Annotated in this window: 18 protein-coding genes; 10 read left to right on the forward strand and 8 right to left on the reverse strand. The window is 69.7% G+C overall.

Translation table 11 applies throughout. The features are described from left to right. Positions 1–7: 7 nt before the first annotated feature. Positions 8–919 (reverse strand): RNA polymerase subunit sigma, encoded by a 912-nt coding sequence (locus ACQHII_RS00810; RefSeq protein WP_427917309.1) that lies wholly within the window; start codon positions 917–919, stop codon positions 8–10. A gap of 143 nt (positions 920–1,062) precedes the next feature. Here ACQHII_RS00810 and ACQHII_RS00815 point away from each other — a divergent pair, with 143 nt between their 5' ends. Genes ACQHII_RS00815 through ACQHII_RS00825 form a run of 3 tightly spaced genes read left to right on the forward strand, consistent with a single transcriptional unit; the run spans position 1,063 to position 3,623 of the window. Next, the gene (locus ACQHII_RS00815) at positions 1,063–1,323 is read left to right on the forward strand and encodes a WhiB family transcriptional regulator (protein ID WP_427925192.1); all 261 of its coding nucleotides are present in this window, start codon (positions 1,063–1,065) and stop codon (positions 1,321–1,323) included. 14 nt (positions 1,324–1,337) lie between these two features. Next, positions 1,338–2,936: a cytochrome b gene (locus ACQHII_RS00820; RefSeq protein ID WP_427917310.1), complete on the forward strand. Its 1,599-nt coding sequence runs from the start codon at positions 1,338–1,340 to the stop codon at positions 2,934–2,936. 21 nt (positions 2,937–2,957) lie between these two features. Further along, entirely contained in the window at positions 2,958–3,623 is a 666-nt protein-coding gene (locus ACQHII_RS00825; RefSeq protein WP_427917311.1) for a nitroreductase, read from the forward strand. Between the two features lie 40 nt (positions 3,624–3,663). On the opposite strand, the gene ACQHII_RS00830 is transcribed toward ACQHII_RS00825, so the two are convergent. After that, complete coding sequence (locus ACQHII_RS00830; protein WP_427917312.1) at positions 3,664–6,447, reverse strand: helix-turn-helix transcriptional regulator; 2,784 nt, start codon at positions 6,445–6,447, stop codon at positions 3,664–3,666. A gap of 324 nt (positions 6,448–6,771) precedes the next feature. On the opposite strand from ACQHII_RS00830, the gene ACQHII_RS00835 reads away from it, so the two are divergent. Continuing rightward, positions 6,772–7,446, forward strand: coding sequence for a sigma-70 family RNA polymerase sigma factor (locus ACQHII_RS00835; protein WP_427917313.1), 675 nt, complete (start codon positions 6,772–6,774; stop codon positions 7,444–7,446). A 16-nt stretch (positions 7,447–7,462) separates the two neighbouring features. Here the strand turns inward: ACQHII_RS00835 and ACQHII_RS00840 are convergent, their stop codons facing one another. The 6 genes from ACQHII_RS00840 to ACQHII_RS00865 form a co-directional block, all read right to left on the reverse strand. Continuing rightward, complete coding sequence (locus ACQHII_RS00840) at positions 7,463–7,666, reverse strand: hypothetical protein (RefSeq protein ID WP_427917314.1); 204 nt, start codon at positions 7,664–7,666, stop codon at positions 7,463–7,465. A gap of 98 nt (positions 7,667–7,764) precedes the next feature. Next, positions 7,765–8,511 (reverse strand): SDR family oxidoreductase, encoded by a 747-nt coding sequence (locus tag ACQHII_RS00845; RefSeq protein WP_427917315.1) that lies wholly within the window; start codon positions 8,509–8,511, stop codon positions 7,765–7,767. Between the two features lie 84 nt (positions 8,512–8,595). Further along, the gene (locus ACQHII_RS00850) at positions 8,596–9,093 is read right to left on the reverse strand and encodes an Ohr family peroxiredoxin (RefSeq protein WP_427917316.1); all 498 of its coding nucleotides are present in this window, start codon (positions 9,091–9,093) and stop codon (positions 8,596–8,598) included. Positions 9,094–9,250: 157 nt separating this feature from the next. Beyond that, the gene (locus ACQHII_RS00855) at positions 9,251–10,009 is read right to left on the reverse strand and encodes a class I SAM-dependent methyltransferase (RefSeq protein WP_427917317.1); all 759 of its coding nucleotides are present in this window, start codon (positions 10,007–10,009) and stop codon (positions 9,251–9,253) included. Between the two features lie 5 nt (positions 10,010–10,014). Next, positions 10,015–12,669: a pyruvate dehydrogenase (acetyl-transferring), homodimeric type gene (gene aceE / locus ACQHII_RS00860; RefSeq protein ID WP_427917318.1), complete on the reverse strand. Its 2,655-nt coding sequence runs from the start codon at positions 12,667–12,669 to the stop codon at positions 10,015–10,017. 39 nt (positions 12,670–12,708) lie between these two features. Beyond that, positions 12,709–13,449, reverse strand: a complete 741-nt coding sequence (locus ACQHII_RS00865) for an SDR family oxidoreductase (protein ID WP_427917319.1) — start codon at positions 13,447–13,449, stop codon at positions 12,709–12,711. 211 nt (positions 13,450–13,660) lie between these two features. Here ACQHII_RS00865 and ACQHII_RS00870 point away from each other — a divergent pair, with 211 nt between their 5' ends. The 6 genes from ACQHII_RS00870 to ACQHII_RS00895 all read left to right on the forward strand — a co-directional run bounded on the left by ACQHII_RS00870 (position 13,661) and on the right by ACQHII_RS00895 (position 18,532). Next, positions 13,661–14,104 carry a cupin domain-containing protein gene (locus ACQHII_RS00870; protein WP_427917320.1) on the forward strand — a complete coding sequence of 148 codons (444 nt, stop codon included), beginning with the start codon at positions 13,661–13,663 and terminating at the stop codon, positions 14,102–14,104. A gap of 73 nt (positions 14,105–14,177) precedes the next feature. Continuing rightward, on the forward strand, positions 14,178–14,735 hold the full coding sequence (locus ACQHII_RS00875) for a DUF5134 domain-containing protein (protein ID WP_427917321.1): 558 nt from the start codon (positions 14,178–14,180) through the stop codon (positions 14,733–14,735). A gap of 251 nt (positions 14,736–14,986) precedes the next feature. Then, on the forward strand, positions 14,987–15,886 hold the full coding sequence (locus tag ACQHII_RS00880) for a patatin-like phospholipase family protein (RefSeq protein ID WP_427917322.1): 900 nt from the start codon (positions 14,987–14,989) through the stop codon (positions 15,884–15,886). Between the two features lie 26 nt (positions 15,887–15,912). After that, positions 15,913–17,109 carry a macrolide family glycosyltransferase gene (locus ACQHII_RS00885; RefSeq protein ID WP_427925193.1) on the forward strand — a complete coding sequence of 399 codons (1,197 nt, stop codon included), beginning with the start codon at positions 15,913–15,915 and terminating at the stop codon, positions 17,107–17,109. Beyond that, entirely contained in the window at positions 17,109–17,597 is a 489-nt protein-coding gene (locus tag ACQHII_RS00890) for a hypothetical protein (RefSeq protein ID WP_427917323.1), read from the forward strand. The genes ACQHII_RS00885 and ACQHII_RS00890 overlap by 1 nt, the downstream gene beginning before the upstream one ends. Continuing rightward, on the forward strand, positions 17,594–18,532 hold the full coding sequence (locus ACQHII_RS00895) for a hypothetical protein (protein WP_427917324.1): 939 nt from the start codon (positions 17,594–17,596) through the stop codon (positions 18,530–18,532). Before ACQHII_RS00890 ends, ACQHII_RS00895 begins: the two co-directional genes overlap by 4 nt. The last annotated feature ends 7 nt before the right edge of the window (positions 18,533–18,539 follow it).

The raw sequence follows: 18,539 nt of genomic DNA on the forward strand, positions 1-18,539 counted from the left end.
GTCGCTGTCACGGGCTCGCGTCCGTGCCGGCAGCACCGTCGGTGCGGGGCCGGTTCCAGGACCGGAGTTTGTCCGGGTTGAGCATGACCCAGAATTGGGCGACCCGGTCGCTCGCGACGTCGACGCTGATGACGGCGGTGACCTGTCGGCCGTAGCGGGCGACGAGGCCGGTCCGGCCGTTGACGGAGTGGGTGGCCAGGGTGGTGTGCGGGCGGCGGGCCAGAAGCGTAAGCAGGCTGTCGGCGACCGGCCCACTGCCGTGCACCGGCCCGGTCAGCGCCCGTACCTTGCCGCCGCCGTCGAAGAACGCCGTGACGTCCAGGCACAACAAGGAGGCGAGCAGTTCGCCGTCTTCCGTGACGCATGCCCGGTGTACGGCGCGGACGACGGTGTCGTGCTGGTGCGGCGTCGTGGAGCGGGTGCGCCGCGACTGCAACAACTCCCGGGCCCGTGCGGCGAGTTGGGCGAGTTCCGGTTCCGTACGGCCCACTATGTCGGCGACCGTGCCGGGGGCCATCCCGAAGGCGCGGAACACGAACGCCGCCCGCTCGGCCGTCGGCAGCGACTCCAACGCGTTCAGTACGACCCGGCCGGCTTCCTCCTCCACCTCCGACGGCCGTCCACGCCCCGTCTCCTGGCCGGGCGGTGCGAGCCGGCCCAGGCAGATCCCGCCGACGGTCCTCGCCAGCCAGGACCGGGGAACGGCGACCTGCCTACGTACCGCGCCGGACAGCCCGTACCACCGCCGATAGGCCTCGTCCACAACGCTCTCCGCCGCGCCCGGGTCGCCCAGCATCCAGTGGGCGACAGCGAGCAGATACCGACGCTCCTCCCACAACTCGGCGAGCGACACCGCATCACCCTGGTCCACGTCACACCCGCCCTCCCGCTCGCACGGCCCCGCACGCGGCAGGGGCATGGGCTCACCCCTTAAGACCGGCAACACCCGGGCCTTGTGACACCAACCGCCGTGAACGCATGTCACACATCCGGCGGCCGCACGGTCTTACAGGGCAGAACCACATTGTTTTCTCTTTCACTGCCGAACGAGGTGACCATGCCATGCACTGGCGTGAACGGGCAGCCTGCCTGCACGTAGATCCCGAACTCTTCTTCCCCATATCCGACAGCGGCCTCACCCTTCGGCAGATCGACGAGGCGAAGGCCGTGTGCGGCCGGTGTCCGGTCGCGGAGCGGTGTCTCGAATGGGCGATGCGTGTGGGGCAGACGGACGGCATCTGGGGCGGAACAACGGAAAAAGAACGCCGCACGATGCGCGGACTCGACATCTCGCGCGCACAAAACTGCCCGAGCGATCCATGAAGGGCGGCAGCAATATGAGCAACGGTGAAAGGCTCGCCGACTGGGCCGACGGACGCCTGGGCATCCGCCGCCTGGCCAGAGAGAAAGCGCGACGCGCCTTTCCGGACCACTGGTCCTTCCTGCTGGGAGAGATCTGCCTCTACAGCTTCGTGATTCTGGTCGTCACCGGCGTGTACCTGACCTTCTACTTCCATCCTTCGATGAACGAGGTGCAGTACAACGGCAGTTACGCGCCGCTGCGCGGCCGGATGATGTCGGAGGCGTTCGCCTCGACCCTGCACATCTCCTTCGACGTCCGCGGCGGTCTGCTGATCCGGCAGGCCCACCACTGGGCGGCGCTGATCTTCGTCGCCTCGCTGCTCGCCCACATGATGCGGGTGTTCTTCACGGGCGCCTTCCGCAAGCCGCGCGAGGTCAACTGGGTGTTCGGATTCCTGCTGCTGGTCCTCGCCATGTTCGCGGGACTGACGGGATACGACCTCCCGGACGACCTCTTGTCCGGGACCGGCCTCGCCGTCGTGAACGGAACGATCCTTTCCATTCCGATCGTCGGAACGTATCTGTCGATGTTCCTCTTCGGGGGCGAGTTCCCGGGCCACGACCTCGTGGCCCGCTTCAACACCATCCATGTCCTGATCATCCCCGCCCTCATGGTGGGACTCCTGACCGCCCATCTGGCCCTGGTGCTCCATCACCGGCACACCCAGTACCCGGGCCGCGGACGCACCAACAGCAATGTCGTGGGCGTGCCGGCCACAGTCCATGCTGTCAAGTCGGCCGGCTATTTCCTGCTGGTGACCGGCGCGGTCTTCGTCATCGCCGCGGTCGCGCAGATCAACCCCGTCTGGCAGTACGGCCCTTACCGCGCCGACCAGGTCTCGGCCGGGTCGCAGCCCGACTGGTACATGGGCGTGGCGGACGGGCTGCTGCGGGTGATGCCGGGCTGGGAGATCAATCTCTGGGGCCACACCCTGGCGCTCGACAACCTGATCCCGCTGACCGCGGGGGTCGGCTTCTTCCTCGCCCTGGGCGTGTATCCGTTCATCGAGTCCTGGGTGACCCGTGACAGGCGCGACCAGAACCTGCTGGACCGACCGCGCAACCGGCCCGTACGCACGGCACTCGGCGTCGCCTGGCTCAGTTTCTACGCGGTGGCCCTGATCGGCGCCGGCAACGACATCATCGCCGTCCGCCTGCATCTCGCAGTCGAATCGGTGACCTGGGCTGTCCGCATCGGCCTCTTCGTGGTGCCCGTCGCGGCCTATTCGGTAACGAAGCGATGGGCCCTCGGACTTCAGCGCGGCGACCGCGACAAAGTACTGCACGGACGCGAGACCGGCATCATCAAACGCCTGCCCAACGGAGAATTTGTCGAAGTGCACGAGCCGCTCGATCAGGAACAACTCCACCTTCTCACCCAGCACAAGCAGTACCTTCCCCTCACTCCGGGCACCACCAACGGAACGGCGAATCCGAACGCCGTGTTCCGCCTCACCCGGAGCCTGCGCACCCGGCTCAGCGAGAGCCTTTACGGCGAGGGCGCACAGATCACCAAACCGACGGCACAGGAATACAGGGGCAAGGAAAAACCGACGAAGGAACTGCACCAGTGACCCATGGGGAGATGGACGATCTTGGACGTCTACGAGGCGGTCAGCAGTCGCCGGGCGGTACGCGGATTCACCGACCGGCATGTCCCGCGGGAGCTGCTGGAGCGCGTGCTGTGCGCTGCGGCGCGGGCGCCGTCCGGATCGAATCTCCAGCCGTGGCGCCCCTACGTGGTGACCGGCGACCCGCTGGCCGAGATCAAGACGCGGGCCGGTGGGCGCCTGGCCGCAGGCGAGCCCTGGGACGAACCGGAGTACGAGCAGTACCCGCCCGCGCTCAAGTCCCCGTACCACGAGCGTCGGTCCGCCTTCGGTGAGCAGCGCTACGGCGCACTCGGCATCTCGCACGAGGACGTGGAGGCACGCCAGCGGGCCGCTTCCGCGAACTGGGACTGTTTCGGTGCGCCCGCCGCGCTGTTCTGCTACATCGACCGCGATCTGGGCCCGGCCCAGTGGTCCGACACCGGCATGTACCTGCAGACCGTCATGCTGTTGCTCCGCGCCGAAGGGTTGCACAGCTGCCCGCAGATGGCATGGGCGAAGTTCCACAGGAGCGTCGCGGAGGTCCTGTCACCCCCGGACGAGCTCATGCTGTTCTGCGGCATGTCGATCGGATACGAGGACGCCGCGGTCGACCACGCCCGTACGGGCAGGGCGCCACTGGAGGAAACGGTCGTGTTCGTCGGGCATTAGAGCTGCGGGCGAGGCCGGCCCCGTGCGGGCCGGTCAAGGCCTACGCGGACGTCGCCTCGCCTTCGAGGCGCATGGTGCGGATCTCCTTGCGGGAGGAGATGCCGAGCTTCGAGAACACCTTGCGGAGGTGCCATTCGACCGTGTGGGGGCTGATGAACAACTGGGCGCCGATCTCGGAGTTCGTCAGTCCTTCGCCGGCGAGACGAGCGATCTGCGCCTCCTGCGGAGTCAGAGCTTCGTGCGTCGCGGCGGCGCGTTTACGAACCTTCGCTCCTGTCGCCTGCAGTTCGCGTCGCGCACGTTCCGCGAAAGCCTCGGCCCCTATCTGCCGGAGCATCTCGTGGGCGACGGCCAGGTGGGCGCGGGCGTCCGCACGCCGGTTCTCACGGCGGAGCCACTCGCCGTAGAGAAGTTGGACGCGCGCCAGTTCCGTCCGGACCTCCGTGGCACCGAGCCGCTCGATCGCCTCGCGGTACAGGGCGTCGGCGGCCTCCCCGTCACTCACCAACGCACGGGTCCTGGCCGAGGTGCCCAGAGCCCAGTCGGTGCCGCTGGCCTGAGCCATGTCGTGGATTGTCCGGACCGTCTCGGCTGCGTCCCCCGGTCTTCCGAGGCGTGCCGAGGCCTCGACGAACTCGACCATCGACTGGAGATACAGGCCCAGTTCCTGTGGGTTCTCACAACCACGCTTGGCGGCCTCATACGCTTCCTCGTAGCGGCCGAGCCCGTTGTAGAGCACCGCTGCCGCCCATTGCGTGGCGGTCACCACCTTGCCCTCCCCTCGCAGGAGGAGATCCTGGGTGATCGCCTCGATCGCCTGCCGGGTCTCGGGCTCCCGGCCCTTCCAGGGTTCGACGACCAGCGCCCCGTAGTGTGCGAAGAATCTGCTGCCGGTCGCCTCGCCGATCGCGGTCGCCTCCACGACCAGGGAGTCGGCGTCGGCGAGGTGGCCTGCGAAGACCCGGTTCGACAGGCGCAGCAGCAGAGCCGACGGGAGCACGGTCAGTGCTCCCGTCCCGCGCGCCAGGTCGACCAGACCCGCCGACAGCACGGACCAGCTCTCGAAGTCCCACGTGCTGTGCGCCAAACGGCATGCGAGCGGGAGCCAGCCCAGACCCTCTTCCCCCGGGACCTCCTCGGTACGGAACGCGGCCAGCGCTTCGAGGAGCATCGGCGTGCCTACGGCATAACCCTCCGTGGTCAGCCGTGCAATGCCCTCCAGGAGCAGATCGTCGCGCCTCGGCTCGGTGGGCCTCGGCGCGCTCAGTACGGCTTTCGCCACTTCGAGGACGCCGCCCTTCGGGAGGCGGCCGGCGGTGAGAGCCGCGTAGATCGCGTCGCGGTAGGTCTCGCGGGCGAGCCCTGCGTCGAGGGGCTCAAGCCGCTTGGCCGCGTCGAGCAGCAACGGCAGACCCGCGCTGGCGCTCTTGGAGGCCGACATGATCTGAGCGCGCAGCAGCTTCGCCTGTGCTGATCCGAGCGCGTCGAGGGAGCCCAGTTCCGCCACGTCCGCCAGACCTCGCGCGGCGTCGAACGCGCCGGCCCGGTACTTGGCCTGCGCCGCCGCCAACGCCCTGGCCCCCCGGCGTGCGGGGTCCGGGGTCAACTCGGCGGCCCGGTCGAGAAAGGCCGCCGCCGCGGCGATTCCGCCACGCGCCTGTGCCCGGCCCGCCGAGCGTTCCAGTTCCGCGGCCACCGTCTCGTCGGGTCCGGCCGTCGCACACGCCAGATGCCACGCCCGACGGTCAGGATCGAGTCGGGCATCGGTCGCGTCCGCCAACGCTCTGTGCACCTCGCGACGCCCGTCGAGGCCCGCCGCGCCGTACGCCGCCGAGCGCACCAGCGGGTGCCGGAAGCGCACCCACGTGCCGAAAGTGATCAGTCCCGACGCCTCGGCGTGCTCGACAGCGGTGTCCACGGCGATCCCGAGCCGCTCGGCCGCACGCCTCAACAGCGTCACGTCGCCGACCGGTTCGGCGGCGGCGGTGAACAGCAGGCGTTGTGTCTCGGCCCGGAGGGACTGGACGCGGCGGAGGAAGCCCTGCTCGATCTGACTCGACAACGGCCGCACGTCGGGGCGCGCAAAGCCGTCGGCCAGGTCCACCGGGGCCAAACCGCGAGGCAGCTCCAGCAGGGCCAGCGGATTACCCCGCGTTTCGGCGATGATGCGGCTGCGTACCCGGTGGTCGAGTGGTCCGGTGACGACCGAGTCGAGGAGTTTCCGGGAGTCGCTCTCGGTCAGGCCCGTCACGGGCAGCTCGGGCAGGCCGGTGATCGACTCGCCGACGGTCGGCTCGCGGACGCTCGGGGTGCGGACGGCGAAGACCAGCACGACCGACTCCGCGAGCAGTCGGCGGGCGACGAACTCCAGACTCTGCGCCGACGCTCGGTCCAGCCACTGGGCGTCGTCGATGAGGCAGACCAGCGGCTGGTTCCCGCCGGCGTCCGCAAGGAGGCTCAGAGTGGCCAGGCCCACGAGGAACCGGTCGGGTGCGGTACCGCCACGCAGCCCGAACGCCGTGCAGAGGGCGTCGCGTTGAGGCTCGGGAAGGTCGTCGATGCCGCTCAGCAGGGGGGCACAGAGCTGATGCAGGCCGGCGTGGGAGAGCTCCATCTCGGACTGGACACCGGCAGCCCTGACAACGCGGCAACCGGTGGCACGCTCGACGACGTAGTTCAACAGCTCGGTCTTCCCGATGCCTGCCTCACCGCGCAGCACCAGGACCCCACTGCGCCCCGACCTGGCACCTGCCAAGAGGTCGTCGAGGAGCAGGCACTCGTTTCGCCGCCCGAGGAGTCCGGGAAACGCACCGCGACTCGTCATGGCAGCCTCCCTGATCAGGATAGACCGGCGTTCGTGGCAACGTCCCCGGATCGCGGCGCCGTGTCCGCGGGAGGCCGATGTCACCCTCGGTGGCGGCAGTGACACGGAACGACGACCTTCGCACGTCAGCGAGAGGACGGCCCCGGGCTACGAATCCACTACGGCACAACCACGCAGCCGCCTACGGCTTCCCCAGGGGCGATCGGCCGCCCCCGTGCGCGACGGTGATGTCAGCCGCCTTTCAAGCGACTGACCTACGGAGCAGAGGAGCCGGTCGTGGACACGCAAGCGCTCGAAGCAACGCGAGGTCGGGAGAGGGCGGGCATGACGGCCACCCCGGCGATGGGTGAACTGGACAACGCGACGTCGGTGTTCGTCCATGCCCGGCCAGGACTTCTCAAGATCGCCAGGCGAATCGTCGGAGATGCGGGCGAGGCCGAGGACGTCATCCAAGAGGCGTGGCTTCGGTGGCAGGGCACAGACCGCACAGTCGTCCTGAACCCCGCGGCGCTGCTCAGGACCACCACTGTCCGGCTGGCCGTCAACGTCGTCCGGTCCGCCTGGAGACGCCGTGAATCCTGCGCCGGCCCCTGGTTCCCGGAACCGGCGGACACCGAAGCGACCCCGGAAGCGGTGGCCGAGAGGCTGGAAGCCGTTGAGCAAACGGTTCTTCTGCTGATGGAGGCACTCACACCGACGCAACGGGCCGTGTACGTCCTGCGGGAGGGCTTCGCCTACCCGTACACCCGGATCTCCGGGATCCTGCGCCTGAGCGTCGCGAATGCGAGGCAGCAGGTGTCACGCGCCCAGAAACGTCTCGCTACAGAGCACAGCAGGCAACCTGTGGACTCCGTCGCGTATCGGCGCCTCGTCCAGGCCTTCCTCGCGGCGGCCCGGTCCGGCGACCTCGCGCACTTGGAAAGGGTCCTCGCCACCGACGCCGGCCGCCCGCCTGCCCGGCGTCGACCACTCGCTTCGGCTCCGAGGACGCGCCGATGACCGGCGCGATTCTTCCTTACTGGAACCGCTCACGCTCTCCGTCCTGAAGCCACGCGGGCGAAAGCCGGTGCAGAGTGGTCGAGATGGCTGTCATGCGCTCGTTGATGTGCACCAGTTCCCGCCGCAACGCGGTGACACGGGTCTGCAGTTCGGCGGACTCGGCGCTCAGCGCCATGACGGTGGCCGCGATGTCGGTGCGTTCCTCATGGATCTTTTCCATCGTGCTCCTCTTGCTGTCCCCGCGTTCTCATGGGTGGCGGCACCGGGTGGCCCTTCCCGGACGAACCTGAGGGAATGGCCACCCAGACCGGACGACGTCTACTTCTGCCGCGCGAGCCAGTCGGCGAACCGCGTCCCGGCGATGTGTGCGTCAGGACCCGGCAGGAGCGTGTCCTCCTCCAACTCGGCACCCCAGTACGTCGCCTGCGGGTCCGTGACGATCTTGCGGGGGTCGTCATGCGCCGAGAGTCCCATGCGGATGAACTCCTCCAGCTGGAACGCCTCCGGGCCAGCGACCTCGACCACACCACCCACCGGGTCCCCGACCGCCGCACGCGCCACGGCCACAGCCACGTCGTCGGAGACGATGGGCTGGATCTTCGCGTCGGGCAGATGCACGGTGTCGCCCACGGTGACCCCGTCCGCCAGCCCCTTCGCGAACTCGAAGAACTGCGTCGCGTGCACGATCGAGAACGGATTCCCGGCCGCCCTGATCAGCTCTTCCTGCGCCTGCTTCGCACGGAAGTACCCACTCCCCTGGAGACGCTCGGTGCCGACCACCGACAGCGCCACGTGATGCCCGACGCCCGCCTCGGTCTCCGCCTTCAGCAGATTCGTCGTCGAGGTGCGGAAGAAGTCCATGACCGCCTGGTCCTCGAACGACGGCGAGTTCGACACGTCGACCACCACCAACGCGCCCTTCAGGACCTCGGCCAGTCCCTCGCCCGTCAGCGTGTTGACACCGGTGCTGGGCGCCGCCACGACCACCTCGTGCCCGTGCTCGCCCAGCCCGGCGACCACCTTCGAGCCGATCAGCCCGGTTCCACCGACCACTACGACCTTCATGACGGAATTCCTTTCGGATTTGCCTGATGCCTACATGAGTAGAGACCGGACACCGCCTCGGTCTGTGACACCGCCCGACGGAACCTAGGACGCCAGCGTGATGGTGGTCGGCGTACCGTGCCAGGCCATGCGCGCGTACGGGCACAGCGCGTCGGCCCGGTGCAGGAGCGGTGCGGCGACGTCCGGGGTGACGCCCGGCCATCGGACCACCAGGTCGACGTGGAGGACGTAGCCGCCGTCCTGCGGATCGCGGCCGAAGGCCACGGTCGCCCCGACGGAGATCGCGGTGGGGTCGAGCGCGGTCTGTCGGGCGAGGAGGCTCAGCGCGCCGTGGAAGCAGGCCGCGAAGCCGGCGGCGAAGAGCTGCTCGGGGTTGGATCCCCGGCCGTCTCCGCCCAGTTCGGCGGGCAGCCGCAGATCGAGGTCGAGGATTCCGTCGTCCGAGCGCGCCCTCCCCGAGGCTCTCCCGTGGGCCGCCGTCCCGCCGGTCACGGTCACCGTCGTGGTGTACAGGGGAGCGAATTCCTCTCCGCCGAAGTCCTGCTCGGTGGACAGGTCGGGAGGTCGGATCGGCTCGGTCACCGTGTGGCCCCCGTGGTGCTGTGAGGTGCCGGACCAACTGTGCAGCAAGCCATGATGAGCGCACCTTTGCGTCGTGACGTCCCGGATACCGACGGCCGAACGACTGGATGACCGGCGAGTGCCCGCACTTGTGACACGCGAGGCGCCGGCCAGGAGGTCACCGCGCTGCGCGTCGTACAGCGAGGACGGACGGGTCCCGCCGTTCGGGCAGCGCGACGAGACCTGCTTCCTCCAGTTCCGCGATCAGCTCCGTACGGGAGGCGGGCCACATCCAGAACGTCTCGTCGTGCTGGCGCAGCACGCGCCCGTGCTCGCGCACCCAGTAGTCGAACCGTGCCCGGATCCGGTCCACGTCGGGCGACGTCATGATGCTCCCCCCGTACTCGTGCCGCCCGACCGTCCGGGTCGGCAGCGCACGGGTGGTCTCGTGCCGCGGGAGGCGGGCCGGCGGGAGCTGGACGAGCAGCACCCCCGCGGGCACGAGGGCCTCGGCGACGGCCGGCCACAGCGCACGACGCGAGGCCGGCTGCAGACAGGCGACGGTGTTGTGGCACACGGCCACGTCCGCGATCCCACGCAGCCCGGCCTCGTCGAGCGCGTACGGGTGGACGGTGACCCGCGTCGTCGACTCCGCGCCCAGGGACGCCAGGCGCGTCATCAACGGGGTGCGCATGCACCGGGCGGGCTCCACCGCGTGCACGGGAACGCGCGACTCCAGGAGACTCATCAGGGTGACTCGCCCGGTGCCCGCGCCGACGTCCAGCACACCGACCCGGGCCCTGGCCACGTCGTCACGGTAGAGAGCGCGCACCCGGGCCTCGTCCCGCTCCGCCTGTAGCAGGTCGTAGAACTCCGCGCTGACCGCGTAGGCGTCCTGGGTTTCCCGCCCCGGGTGGTCGATCGAGGGCGTGCTCATGACGGTCACCCGCGCCATCCGTACCGCTCGCGCGCTCGCACGACCGTCTCCGGGTCGATCGCGTCGGCGCGTGCCAGACCGTCCAGGGCGGCTACGACGATCGACTCGGCGTCCACCCGGAAGTAGCGCCGTACGGCGTCCCGGGTGTCCGACAGTCCGAAGCCGTCCGTGCCGAGGGACGAGTAGTCGTGGCCGACCCACTGACTGATCTGGTCGGGTACCTGCCGCATCCAGTCGCTGACGGCCAGCACCGGTCCGGGCGCGTCCGCCAGCGCCGCCGTCACGTAGGGGACGCGCTCCTCTCCCCTCAGCCGCGTCCTGTCGGCGTCCAGCGCGTCACGGCGCAGCTCCGTCCAGGACGTCACCGACCAGACATCGGCGTGGACGCCCCACTGGGACAGCAGCAATTCCTGGGCGTCGAGCGCCCAGTGGATGGCCGTGCCGGAGGCCAGCAGCTGGATCCGTGGTTCCGGTCCGGCGGGATCGGCCGGCCGGAACAGGTAGATGCCCCGGACGATGCCTTCCTCGACGCCGGGTGCGGCGGGCACCGCCGGCTGTTCCTTGGGTTCGTTGTAGACCGTGAGGTAGTAGAAGACGTCCTCGGGCCGCTCCCCGTACATGCGGCGCAGACCCTCGCGCACGATCACCGCGATCTCGTAGGCGAAGGCGGGGTCGTAGGACACGGCGGCGGGATTCGTGGACGCCAGCAGATGGGAGTGCCCGTCGGCGTGCTGCAGTCCCTCGCCCGTCATCGTGGTGCGGCCTGCCGTCGCCCCGATGACGAACCCGCGACCCAACTGGTCGGCCAGTGCCCAGAATTGGTCGCCGGTGCGCTGGAAGCCGAACATCGCGTAGAAGATGTAGAACGGGATCATGGGTTCGCCGTGGGTGGCGTAAGAGGTCGCCGCCGCGGTGAACTCCGCCATGGAACCGGCCTCGGTGATTCCCTCGTCGATCAACTGGCCGTTCTTGGCTTCGCGGTAGTAGAGGAGCTGGTCCGCGTCGACCGGTTCGTAGGTCTGGCCGTCCGGTGAGTAGATGCCGGCGCTCGGGAACAGGGACTCCATGCCGAACGTGCGGGCCTCGTCGGGGATGATCGGCACCCAGCGCCGTCCCGTCTCCTCGTCGCGCATCAGGTCCTTGACCAGGCGGACCAGAGCCATGGTGGTGGCCACCTCCTGGTGGCCGAAGCCCTTCTCCAGGTTTTCGAACGGGCGGCTCGGCGGCTGCTTCAACGGCTTCGGGACCACCCTGCGCAGCGGGGCGGGACCGCCCAGCGCCGCGCGCCGCTCGTGCAGGTACCGCACCTCTTCCGAGTTCTCGCCCGGGTGCCAGTAGGGCACCAGGTCGCCGCTCAACGCACTGTCGGGGATGGGGAGTTCGAGCAGGTCCCGCAGCTCGCGGAACTGCTCCATGGTCAGCTTCTTCATCTGGTGGTTGGCGTTGCGGGACTCGAAGGCCGAGCCGAGCGTGTGCCCCTTCACCGTCTGGGCGAGGACGACGGTCGGCGCGCCCCGGTGCTCGACGGCCGCCTGATAGGCGGCGTAGACCTTGAGCGGTTCGTGGCCGCCCCTCGAACTGCCGAACAGTTCGGTCAGCCGGCTGTCGCTCAGCCTCGCGGCGAGGCCGGAGAGCGCGTCGCCCGTGAAGAAGTGTTCGCGGATGTACGAGGCGTCCCGGGCGGCGTACGTCTGCAGTTGGGCATCGGGGATCTCGCCGAGGCGGTGGACCAGGGCTCCGGTGGTGTCCTGCCCCAGGACGGGGTCCCAGGCCTCGCCCCAGAGGGACTTGACCACGTTCCAGCCCGCTCCGCGGAACCTCGCCTCCAGCTCTTGCACGATCTTGGAGTTCGGCCGCACGGATCCGTCGAGGCGTTGGAGGTTGCAGTTGACGACGAAGGTGAGGTTGTCGAGCTGTTCCCGGGCGGCGAGCGCCAGCGCGGCCGTCGACTCCGGCTCGTCAGTCTCACCGTCCCCGAGGAACGCCCACACCCGCGAAATGGAGGTGTCCTTGATGCCCCGGGCGTGCAGATACCGGTTGAACCGGGCCTGGTGGATGGCGGCGAGCGGGCCGAGGCCCATGGAGACGGTGGGGAACTCCCACAGCCACGGCAGCCGTCGGGGATGCGGGTAGGACGGCAGTCCGTGGCCGTCCGCCTCCCGCCGGAAGCCGTCCAACTGCGCCTCGCTCAGGCGCCCTTCGAGGAAGACACGGGCGTAGATGCCCGGCGAGGCATGCCCCTGGAAGTACAACTGGTCGCCCGAGCCGCTCCCGCCGTCCTTGCCCTGGAAGAAGTGGTGGAACCCGATCTCGTACAGCCAGGCCGCCGAGGCGTAGGTTGATATGTGGCCGCCGAGCCCGAAGCGGGCGCCGCGGGTCACCATGGCCGCCGCGTTCCACCGGTTCAGGGCGGTGATCCGGGACTCCATGGCGATGTCGCCGGGAAAGGCGGGCTGCACGGACCCCGGAATCGTGTTGATGTAGTCGGAGGTCAGGAGCCCGGGCAGGGACACCCCCGTCCGGGCGGCGAACTCGTGCACGCGCCGCAGGAGGTACGCGGCTCTGTCCGGCCCCGCGTTCCGCACGACGGCGTCGAGCGACGCCTGCCATTCGGCGGTCTCCTCGGCGTCCTGGTCGGGTAGTTGGTCAAGCTCGCTCATGGCTGTTCCTTGTCGGGACGTGAGGCGTGGGGGTCGGTCTCATCGCCGTGCGAGCCACTGGGCGAAGGTCTCGTGCCCCAGGTGTGCGTCCGCGCGGGGCAGCAGCGCCCGCTGCCCGAGCATCGCCCCGAAGAAGGGGGTGTGGGCGTCGGGGACCACGTCCCACAGGTAGCCGCGCGCGGCCAGCAGCTTCGCGGTGAGGTCGTCGAGGTAGTGCTCCTCAGGGCCGGCGACCTCCATGGCACCGAACAACGGCAGCCCCACGGCGACATGGGCGATCTCGGCTGCGACGTCGTCCGCCGACACGGGTTGGATCAGTACGGGCGCGACGTGGACGGCGTCTCCGTACGTCGCCGCACGGGACATGTACTCCACCGACTCGAAGAACGGTGTGGTCCGCACGATGGAATACGGCATGGGCGAGCGCCGTACCTGCTCCTCCTGAAGCGCCTTCGCGCGGAAGTAGCCCGCCTGAAGACGCCCGGTCCCCACGATGGACAGGATCACGTGATGTTCGGCGCCCGCCTGCGCCGCCGCCTCCAGGAGGTTGCGGGTCGCCGCGCCGAAGAACTCCAGGCTCTCCAACTCCCCGCGGGAGGGCGTGTCGGTGACGTCCACCACCACGTCGGCGCCGCGCATGGCCTCGTCGAGGCCCTTTCCGGTCGTGACGTCGACGCCCTCGTGGCGCGACACGCGCACGACCTCCACACCGTGGTCCCGAAGCCTGTCGACCGTCCTGGAACCGATCAGGCCAGTGGCTCCTGCTACTACGACTCGCATTCCGGGCCCTTCCCGCCGAGGGGTCGGTGACCCCCGCTGATGGCTTCGTGAGGCGGCGTCGTCGCCGACCTTTCACACCATCTAGGACAAGACACGTACCAAGGTTGTGACATCGATACGGCGGCAGGTGTCACAGATCCGTCGGGAGCCCGGTCATCACTGGAGACGGCCATGGCAGCCATGGCCGGGTGAATCCGAGGGAGGCCGACCCATGTCGGACCAGGACACAGCGCAGGGCACCGAACCGCGGACCCCCGCCGAGGGATGGAAGACCGCGGCGAAGATGCTGCAGGACACCGCACCGCTCACCGTCCCCGAGGGCGCGTCGGCGATGACCATTTTCGTCGAGTGGGAGCCCGGGGACCCGGGAAGCCCGCCCCACCGCCACTCGGGACCGGCGTTCGGTTACGTCGTCGAGGGCGCCGTCCGTTTCGAGATGGAGGGCGAGCCCGAGCGCGTGATCGAGGCGGGCGGGACGTTCTGGGAGCCGGGCGGCGACCCGATCCACTACCAGGACGGCAACGCGCTCACCGACGCGCGCACCCGGTTCGTCGTGACGATGCTGTGCGCGCCGGGCAAGCCCATGCTCGAACTGGTCGAGAAGGAGGAACTGGCCGAGCGGGCCCATCTCCGCGCCCCACGGCCGACCGCCTGACGGTCCTCTGCCCACCCGTGCAAGGCGGTTGCGAACGGAGCCGGTTCCGCTCCGTGGGAGGACGCGGTGAGGCATGAGCGCCACTGATGTCGTGCACGTCATGCTGACCGTGCTGTTCACGGCCTCGGCCGTCTACGCACTGCGGCAGGCCGTGGCGCGGCGAAGCCCCGGGTGGCGCGACCGAGGCGACCAACTGCTGCACACCGTCATGGCGTCGGCCATGGCGGTGATGCCGTGGCACCGGCTCGGCGAAGTGCCGGCGCGGGGGCAGGTGGTGTTCTTCGCCGCCGCGGCGATGTGGTTCCCACTGACCGCGGTGCTCGGCCGCCGGGGCCCCGCGCCGGCCGGGCTCGTGCGGAGTTCGCCCTACGCGGTCGGGATGGTCGCCATGGCGTGGATGCCGTTGCGGCACGGCGGCGTCGCGGACATGCGGACCGCCGACCTGGTCACCGGCGTGCTGACGCTCTGCCTCATGGCCTACGCCCTGCGGTCGCTCACCCGGGACATGCCGAGGCTCCTCGGAACGTCGGGCGGCGGGAGCGTCTCCACCGACATCGGCGGAGCCTGCGACCGCTTCTGGCACGGATCGACCGCGATGGGCACGGCCATCGTGCTGCTCATGCACCACTGACGCGGTCCGCTTCACGGCTCGGCGACTCGGGGGGGTCTCCGTGACACGGCTCCGTCGGACACACCGGACCAACGGTGTCACACATTGTGCCGCCGTCCGGTCGTAGGGAGGAAACCAGTCCGATGCGGTGCCCATGTGAGGAAGGGCGGATCATGAGGGTTGCTCGTCGCCGGAGATCAGTCTCCTCAGCGGACTTCGCCTTCCACGGAGGCGACTCGGGCCGACCGCCCGGAACCCCAAGGACGGCGGGATTGCGGGCGCTTCCCCGGCCGGTCGCCGTGGTGGTGGGCGCCGGTGGCGTGCTCGGAGCGGCGCACATCGGTGTCGGATACGCCCTGGAACAGCGCGGATTCGTCCCGGACATGATCGTCGGAACCTCGGTGGGCGCCCTCAACGGGGCCATCGCCGCCGCACATCCCGACCGGGCCGCCCCCTGGCTGGACCACGTGTGGACCCGCTTGCGTCGCCGTGACGTGTATCCGCTCGGCCGTCTCTCCTCACGGACCAGCATCTTCACGGATCGCGGCCTTCGTCGACTGATCGCCCGGGCCGAACTGCCGTCCAGGATCGAGCAGTTGGCGGTCCCGTTCACCGCGGTGGCCATGGACCTGGTCACCGGCGCCCAGGTGCTGCTCGACCGGGGAGATCTCGAATCCGCGCTGCTGGCGAGCGCGGCGATTCCGGGGATGCTGCCCCCGGTGGACCGTGCGGGCCGAACCCTCGTCGACGGCGGAGTCATCGCCTACGTCCCGGTGCTGGCCGCCCTACAGGCAGGGGCGGCCAGCGTCGTAGTAGTGGCAGCCGGTCCGGAGAGCTCGCCGTTGCCCGCCGCCCTTCCGCGCCGACGGGCCGGCGCGATCGCAGGCAGGGCCGGGCTGCTGCTGTTGCACCATCAGATCGAACGCGACCTGCGTGAGGTGTCGCAACACGTCCCGACCGTCGTGCTCCCGACCGGCATCGAGGACTGGCCCGCACCATGGGACTTCGGCCATTCCCAACGGCTGATCGACACCGCCTGCTTCACCGCCGGGCTCTTTCTGGACGGGCTGCGCATCAGCGGGCCCGGGCTGTACCGGGTCGACGACCCTTCCACGACAACGACCGGCCCGGGCAGGGCATCGGTTTCTTCCACTACGGGGGTTGACCTGTGAGTACCATCGCGTTCCTCAGCATCGGCATGCACGGGCACATCAACCCGACGCTGCCGGTCGTCGCCGAGCTCGTCCGGCGCGGCCACTCCGTCAGCTACCACACCTCGCCCGCGTTCCGTAAGGAGATCGAGGCGACCGGCGCGACGGTGTACCTGTACCCCGGAGGCGACCAGCCCCTCCCCGATCCGCCGACACCGGTCTCGTGGATGGAGTCGCTCGCGAGGACCGCCGTACGGCTGCTGCCCGCCGTGCTCACCGACCTGCGCCGCGACCGACCCGACCTGATCGTCCACGACAGCGCCTGCCTGTGGGGCGCGGTGGCCGCCCGCGAACTCGCGGTGCCGGCCGCCTCCTCGTTCACCACGTTCGCCCTCAACCGACATGTCCCCAGCCCCACGCACGGCTCCTGGGACCTGCTGACCGCGGCGAGGGCCCAACCCCGCAGTGTCCAGAGCTACGTACGGTCCCGCTGGGCCCTGCACCGCCATTTCGACGCGCGCGGTCTGCCCCTCCTCAACCTGGCGAACATCCGCCAGCCGCTCAATCTGGTCTACACCTCACGGGCGTTCCAGCCCGCCGTCGAGGACTTCGACCAGTCCTATCGGTTCGTCGGCCCCAGCATCGGCGCCCGTCCCCTCGACCCGTCGTTCCCGGCCGATCGGCTGCGGGACCCCGTGCTGTACGTCTCGCTGGGCACGGTCTTCAACGCCGAACCGCGATTCCTGCGCTCCCTGGCCACCGCGCTCGCTCCCCTCGGCGGGTCCGTGGTCGTCTCCACCGGGCAGACCGATCCCGAGGCACTGGGTCCGTTGCCGACCAACGTGTTCGCCCGCCGCTCCGTACCGCAGCCGGAGGTGCTGGCCTGCGCGGCGCTGTTCGTCACCCATGGCGGGATGAACAGCGTCAACGAGGCCATGTACGCCGGGGTTCCGCTGCTGGTCGTCCCGCAGGGTGCCGATCAGCCGATGGTGGCCGGGCGCGTCGTCGAGCTCGGCGCGGGCCTGTCGATCCGCACCGAGGACGTCACAGAGGACTCGGTACGCGACCTCGCCCGGCAGTTGCTCGTCGACCCCCGGTTCCGGACAGCCGCAGGCACCCTGCGGGCCGCTCAGCGCGAGGCGGGCGGATATCTGCGTGCCGCCGACGAACTCGAACGGCACCTGCACGCGGCCGACCCGGTCGGCCGACTGTCCCCGTCGAGCCGGCACAGCGAGGCCGAGTGATGTCGTCGACCGTCGTTGTCCTGCTGCTGTTCGCCGGAGTGTCGGAGGCCGCCGGGCGCATCCTGCCCCTGGTCGCGGGCCGGCCCGGTATGTCGCGGAGTTTCGTCGCCGGACTGCTGCTGCCCGCAGGGATCGTCGAGGGCGTCGTGTTCGCCCTTTGGCCACTGACCGCGTGGACCCTGGCCGAGGTGGTAGTGCCCTCGCCACCGCCGGGTACCGCCCTGGTTTGGACACCTGGCCTGGCCGCACCTCTGGTGCTCGCCGCCGTCCTCGCGTTCCCGTGGCTCGGGGCCCTGCTCCACTTCGTGCTCTTCGTGGGGGTCGGAGCCGGTCTGGTCGGCCCGCTCGCCACGGCGAGTGGACTGGGCTGGTGGAGCGCGGCCGGTTGCGTCGCTGCCACAGGGACCGGGCTCGGTCTCGCCGTGGAGGCCGTTCGGCGTCTTGTCTTCAGGATCAGCGGGACTGAAGTACGGGAGTCGGTCGCATGAACGACTTCTTGCTCTGGGCCTGCGTGATCGGACCTGTTCTGCTGGCGGAAGCTCTGCTGGCCCGCTACGAGGTTCTGGCCTACGGCGCCGGCTGGCGGGCCCCTGTCGACGAGCTCCCGGAGGGCGTGCCCTATGCCCGGGGTGCGGCCCCTGACAGTCTCCCGGATGCCTACCTGGTCTACCTCGACGGCATCGGCAAACGCCGCGTCGGTGACAGCCGCGACGGCGGCCAGCTGGTCGAGGCACTGATCGCCGGAGCGCCGGAACTTCGGGTGCTGGGGCAGGTTCAGCCGTACTCACCCCTGGCCGACCCGCTTGCCGACCGGCCGGTGTGGGCGTGGCTGCGCCATCGCATCGGGCTGCTGCTGTTCCTGCACAACGTCATGCAGACCTTCGTCGCCGCCGACCACCGCTACCGCCCTCTGTACAACCGGGCCGTCGGCTCCCAGATCGCCACTCAGCTCCGGCTGGCCGGCTATCGGCCCGACAGCGGTACGACCGTGGTGCTGCTCAGCTACAGCGGCGGCGCCCAGGTCGCCACCGGCGCGGTCGACGAACTCCACACCCAACTGCGCTGCCCGCTTCTGCTGATCACACTCGGTGGGTTCCACAACGGCGCCAACGACCTCACCCATGCCGGGCACTTGTACCAACTCACCAGCGCGAACGACCGTATCGAACAGATCGGTGCCTGGATCTTCCCTCAACGCTGGCGGCTGTTCCGTCGTAGCGGATGGAACAGGGCGGTTCGCGCCGGGAAGATCACCGTGCGTCGGCTCGACCCGGCCACTCACTTCGGACCGTGCAGCTATATCAGCCCGACGGCCGAACTCCCTGACGGCCGCAGCCACCTCGACCGCACCACCGACACGGTGATCGCGGCGATCCGTGCCCACCACGGCGCGACCACTGAACGAGGCAACGCTTTGCCGTAGGGGTCAC

Source organism: Streptomyces sp. cg40 (genome assembly GCF_050320165.1).
Classification (GTDB): domain Bacteria; phylum Actinomycetota; class Actinomycetes; order Streptomycetales; family Streptomycetaceae; genus Streptomyces; species Streptomyces hokutonensis.

Excerpts from the sequence above, each read along its gene's own strand:
- ACQHII_RS00810 (WP_427917309.1), bottom strand. The coding sequence starts at position 919 with ATGCCCCTGCCGCGTGCGGGGCCGTGCGAGCGGGAGGGCGGGTGTGAC.
- ACQHII_RS00815 (WP_427925192.1), top strand. The coding sequence starts at position 1,063 with ATGCACTGGCGTGAACGGGCAGCCTGCCTGCACGTAGATCCCGAACTC.
- ACQHII_RS00820 (WP_427917310.1), top strand. The coding sequence starts at position 1,338 with ATGAGCAACGGTGAAAGGCTCGCCGACTGGGCCGACGGACGCCTGGGC.
- ACQHII_RS00830 (WP_427917312.1), bottom strand. The coding sequence starts at position 6,447 with ATGACGAGTCGCGGTGCGTTTCCCGGACTCCTCGGGCGGCGAAACGAG.
- ACQHII_RS00835 (WP_427917313.1), top strand. The coding sequence starts at position 6,772 with ATGACGGCCACCCCGGCGATGGGTGAACTGGACAACGCGACGTCGGTG.
- ACQHII_RS00840 (WP_427917314.1), bottom strand. The coding sequence starts at position 7,666 with ATGGAAAAGATCCATGAGGAACGCACCGACATCGCGGCCACCGTCATG.
- ACQHII_RS00845 (WP_427917315.1), bottom strand. The coding sequence starts at position 8,511 with ATGAAGGTCGTAGTGGTCGGTGGAACCGGGCTGATCGGCTCGAAGGTG.
- ACQHII_RS00855 (WP_427917317.1), bottom strand. The coding sequence starts at position 10,009 with ATGAGCACGCCCTCGATCGACCACCCGGGGCGGGAAACCCAGGACGCC.
- aceE (WP_427917318.1), bottom strand. The coding sequence starts at position 12,669 with ATGAGCGAGCTTGACCAACTACCCGACCAGGACGCCGAGGAGACCGCC.
- ACQHII_RS00865 (WP_427917319.1), bottom strand. The coding sequence starts at position 13,449 with ATGCGAGTCGTAGTAGCAGGAGCCACTGGCCTGATCGGTTCCAGGACG.
- ACQHII_RS00870 (WP_427917320.1), top strand. The coding sequence starts at position 13,661 with ATGTCGGACCAGGACACAGCGCAGGGCACCGAACCGCGGACCCCCGCC.
- ACQHII_RS00875 (WP_427917321.1), top strand. The coding sequence starts at position 14,178 with ATGAGCGCCACTGATGTCGTGCACGTCATGCTGACCGTGCTGTTCACG.
- ACQHII_RS00885 (WP_427925193.1), top strand. The coding sequence starts at position 15,913 with ATGCACGGGCACATCAACCCGACGCTGCCGGTCGTCGCCGAGCTCGTC.
- ACQHII_RS00890 (WP_427917323.1), top strand. The coding sequence starts at position 17,109 with ATGTCGTCGACCGTCGTTGTCCTGCTGCTGTTCGCCGGAGTGTCGGAG.
- ACQHII_RS00895 (WP_427917324.1), top strand. The coding sequence starts at position 17,594 with ATGAACGACTTCTTGCTCTGGGCCTGCGTGATCGGACCTGTTCTGCTG.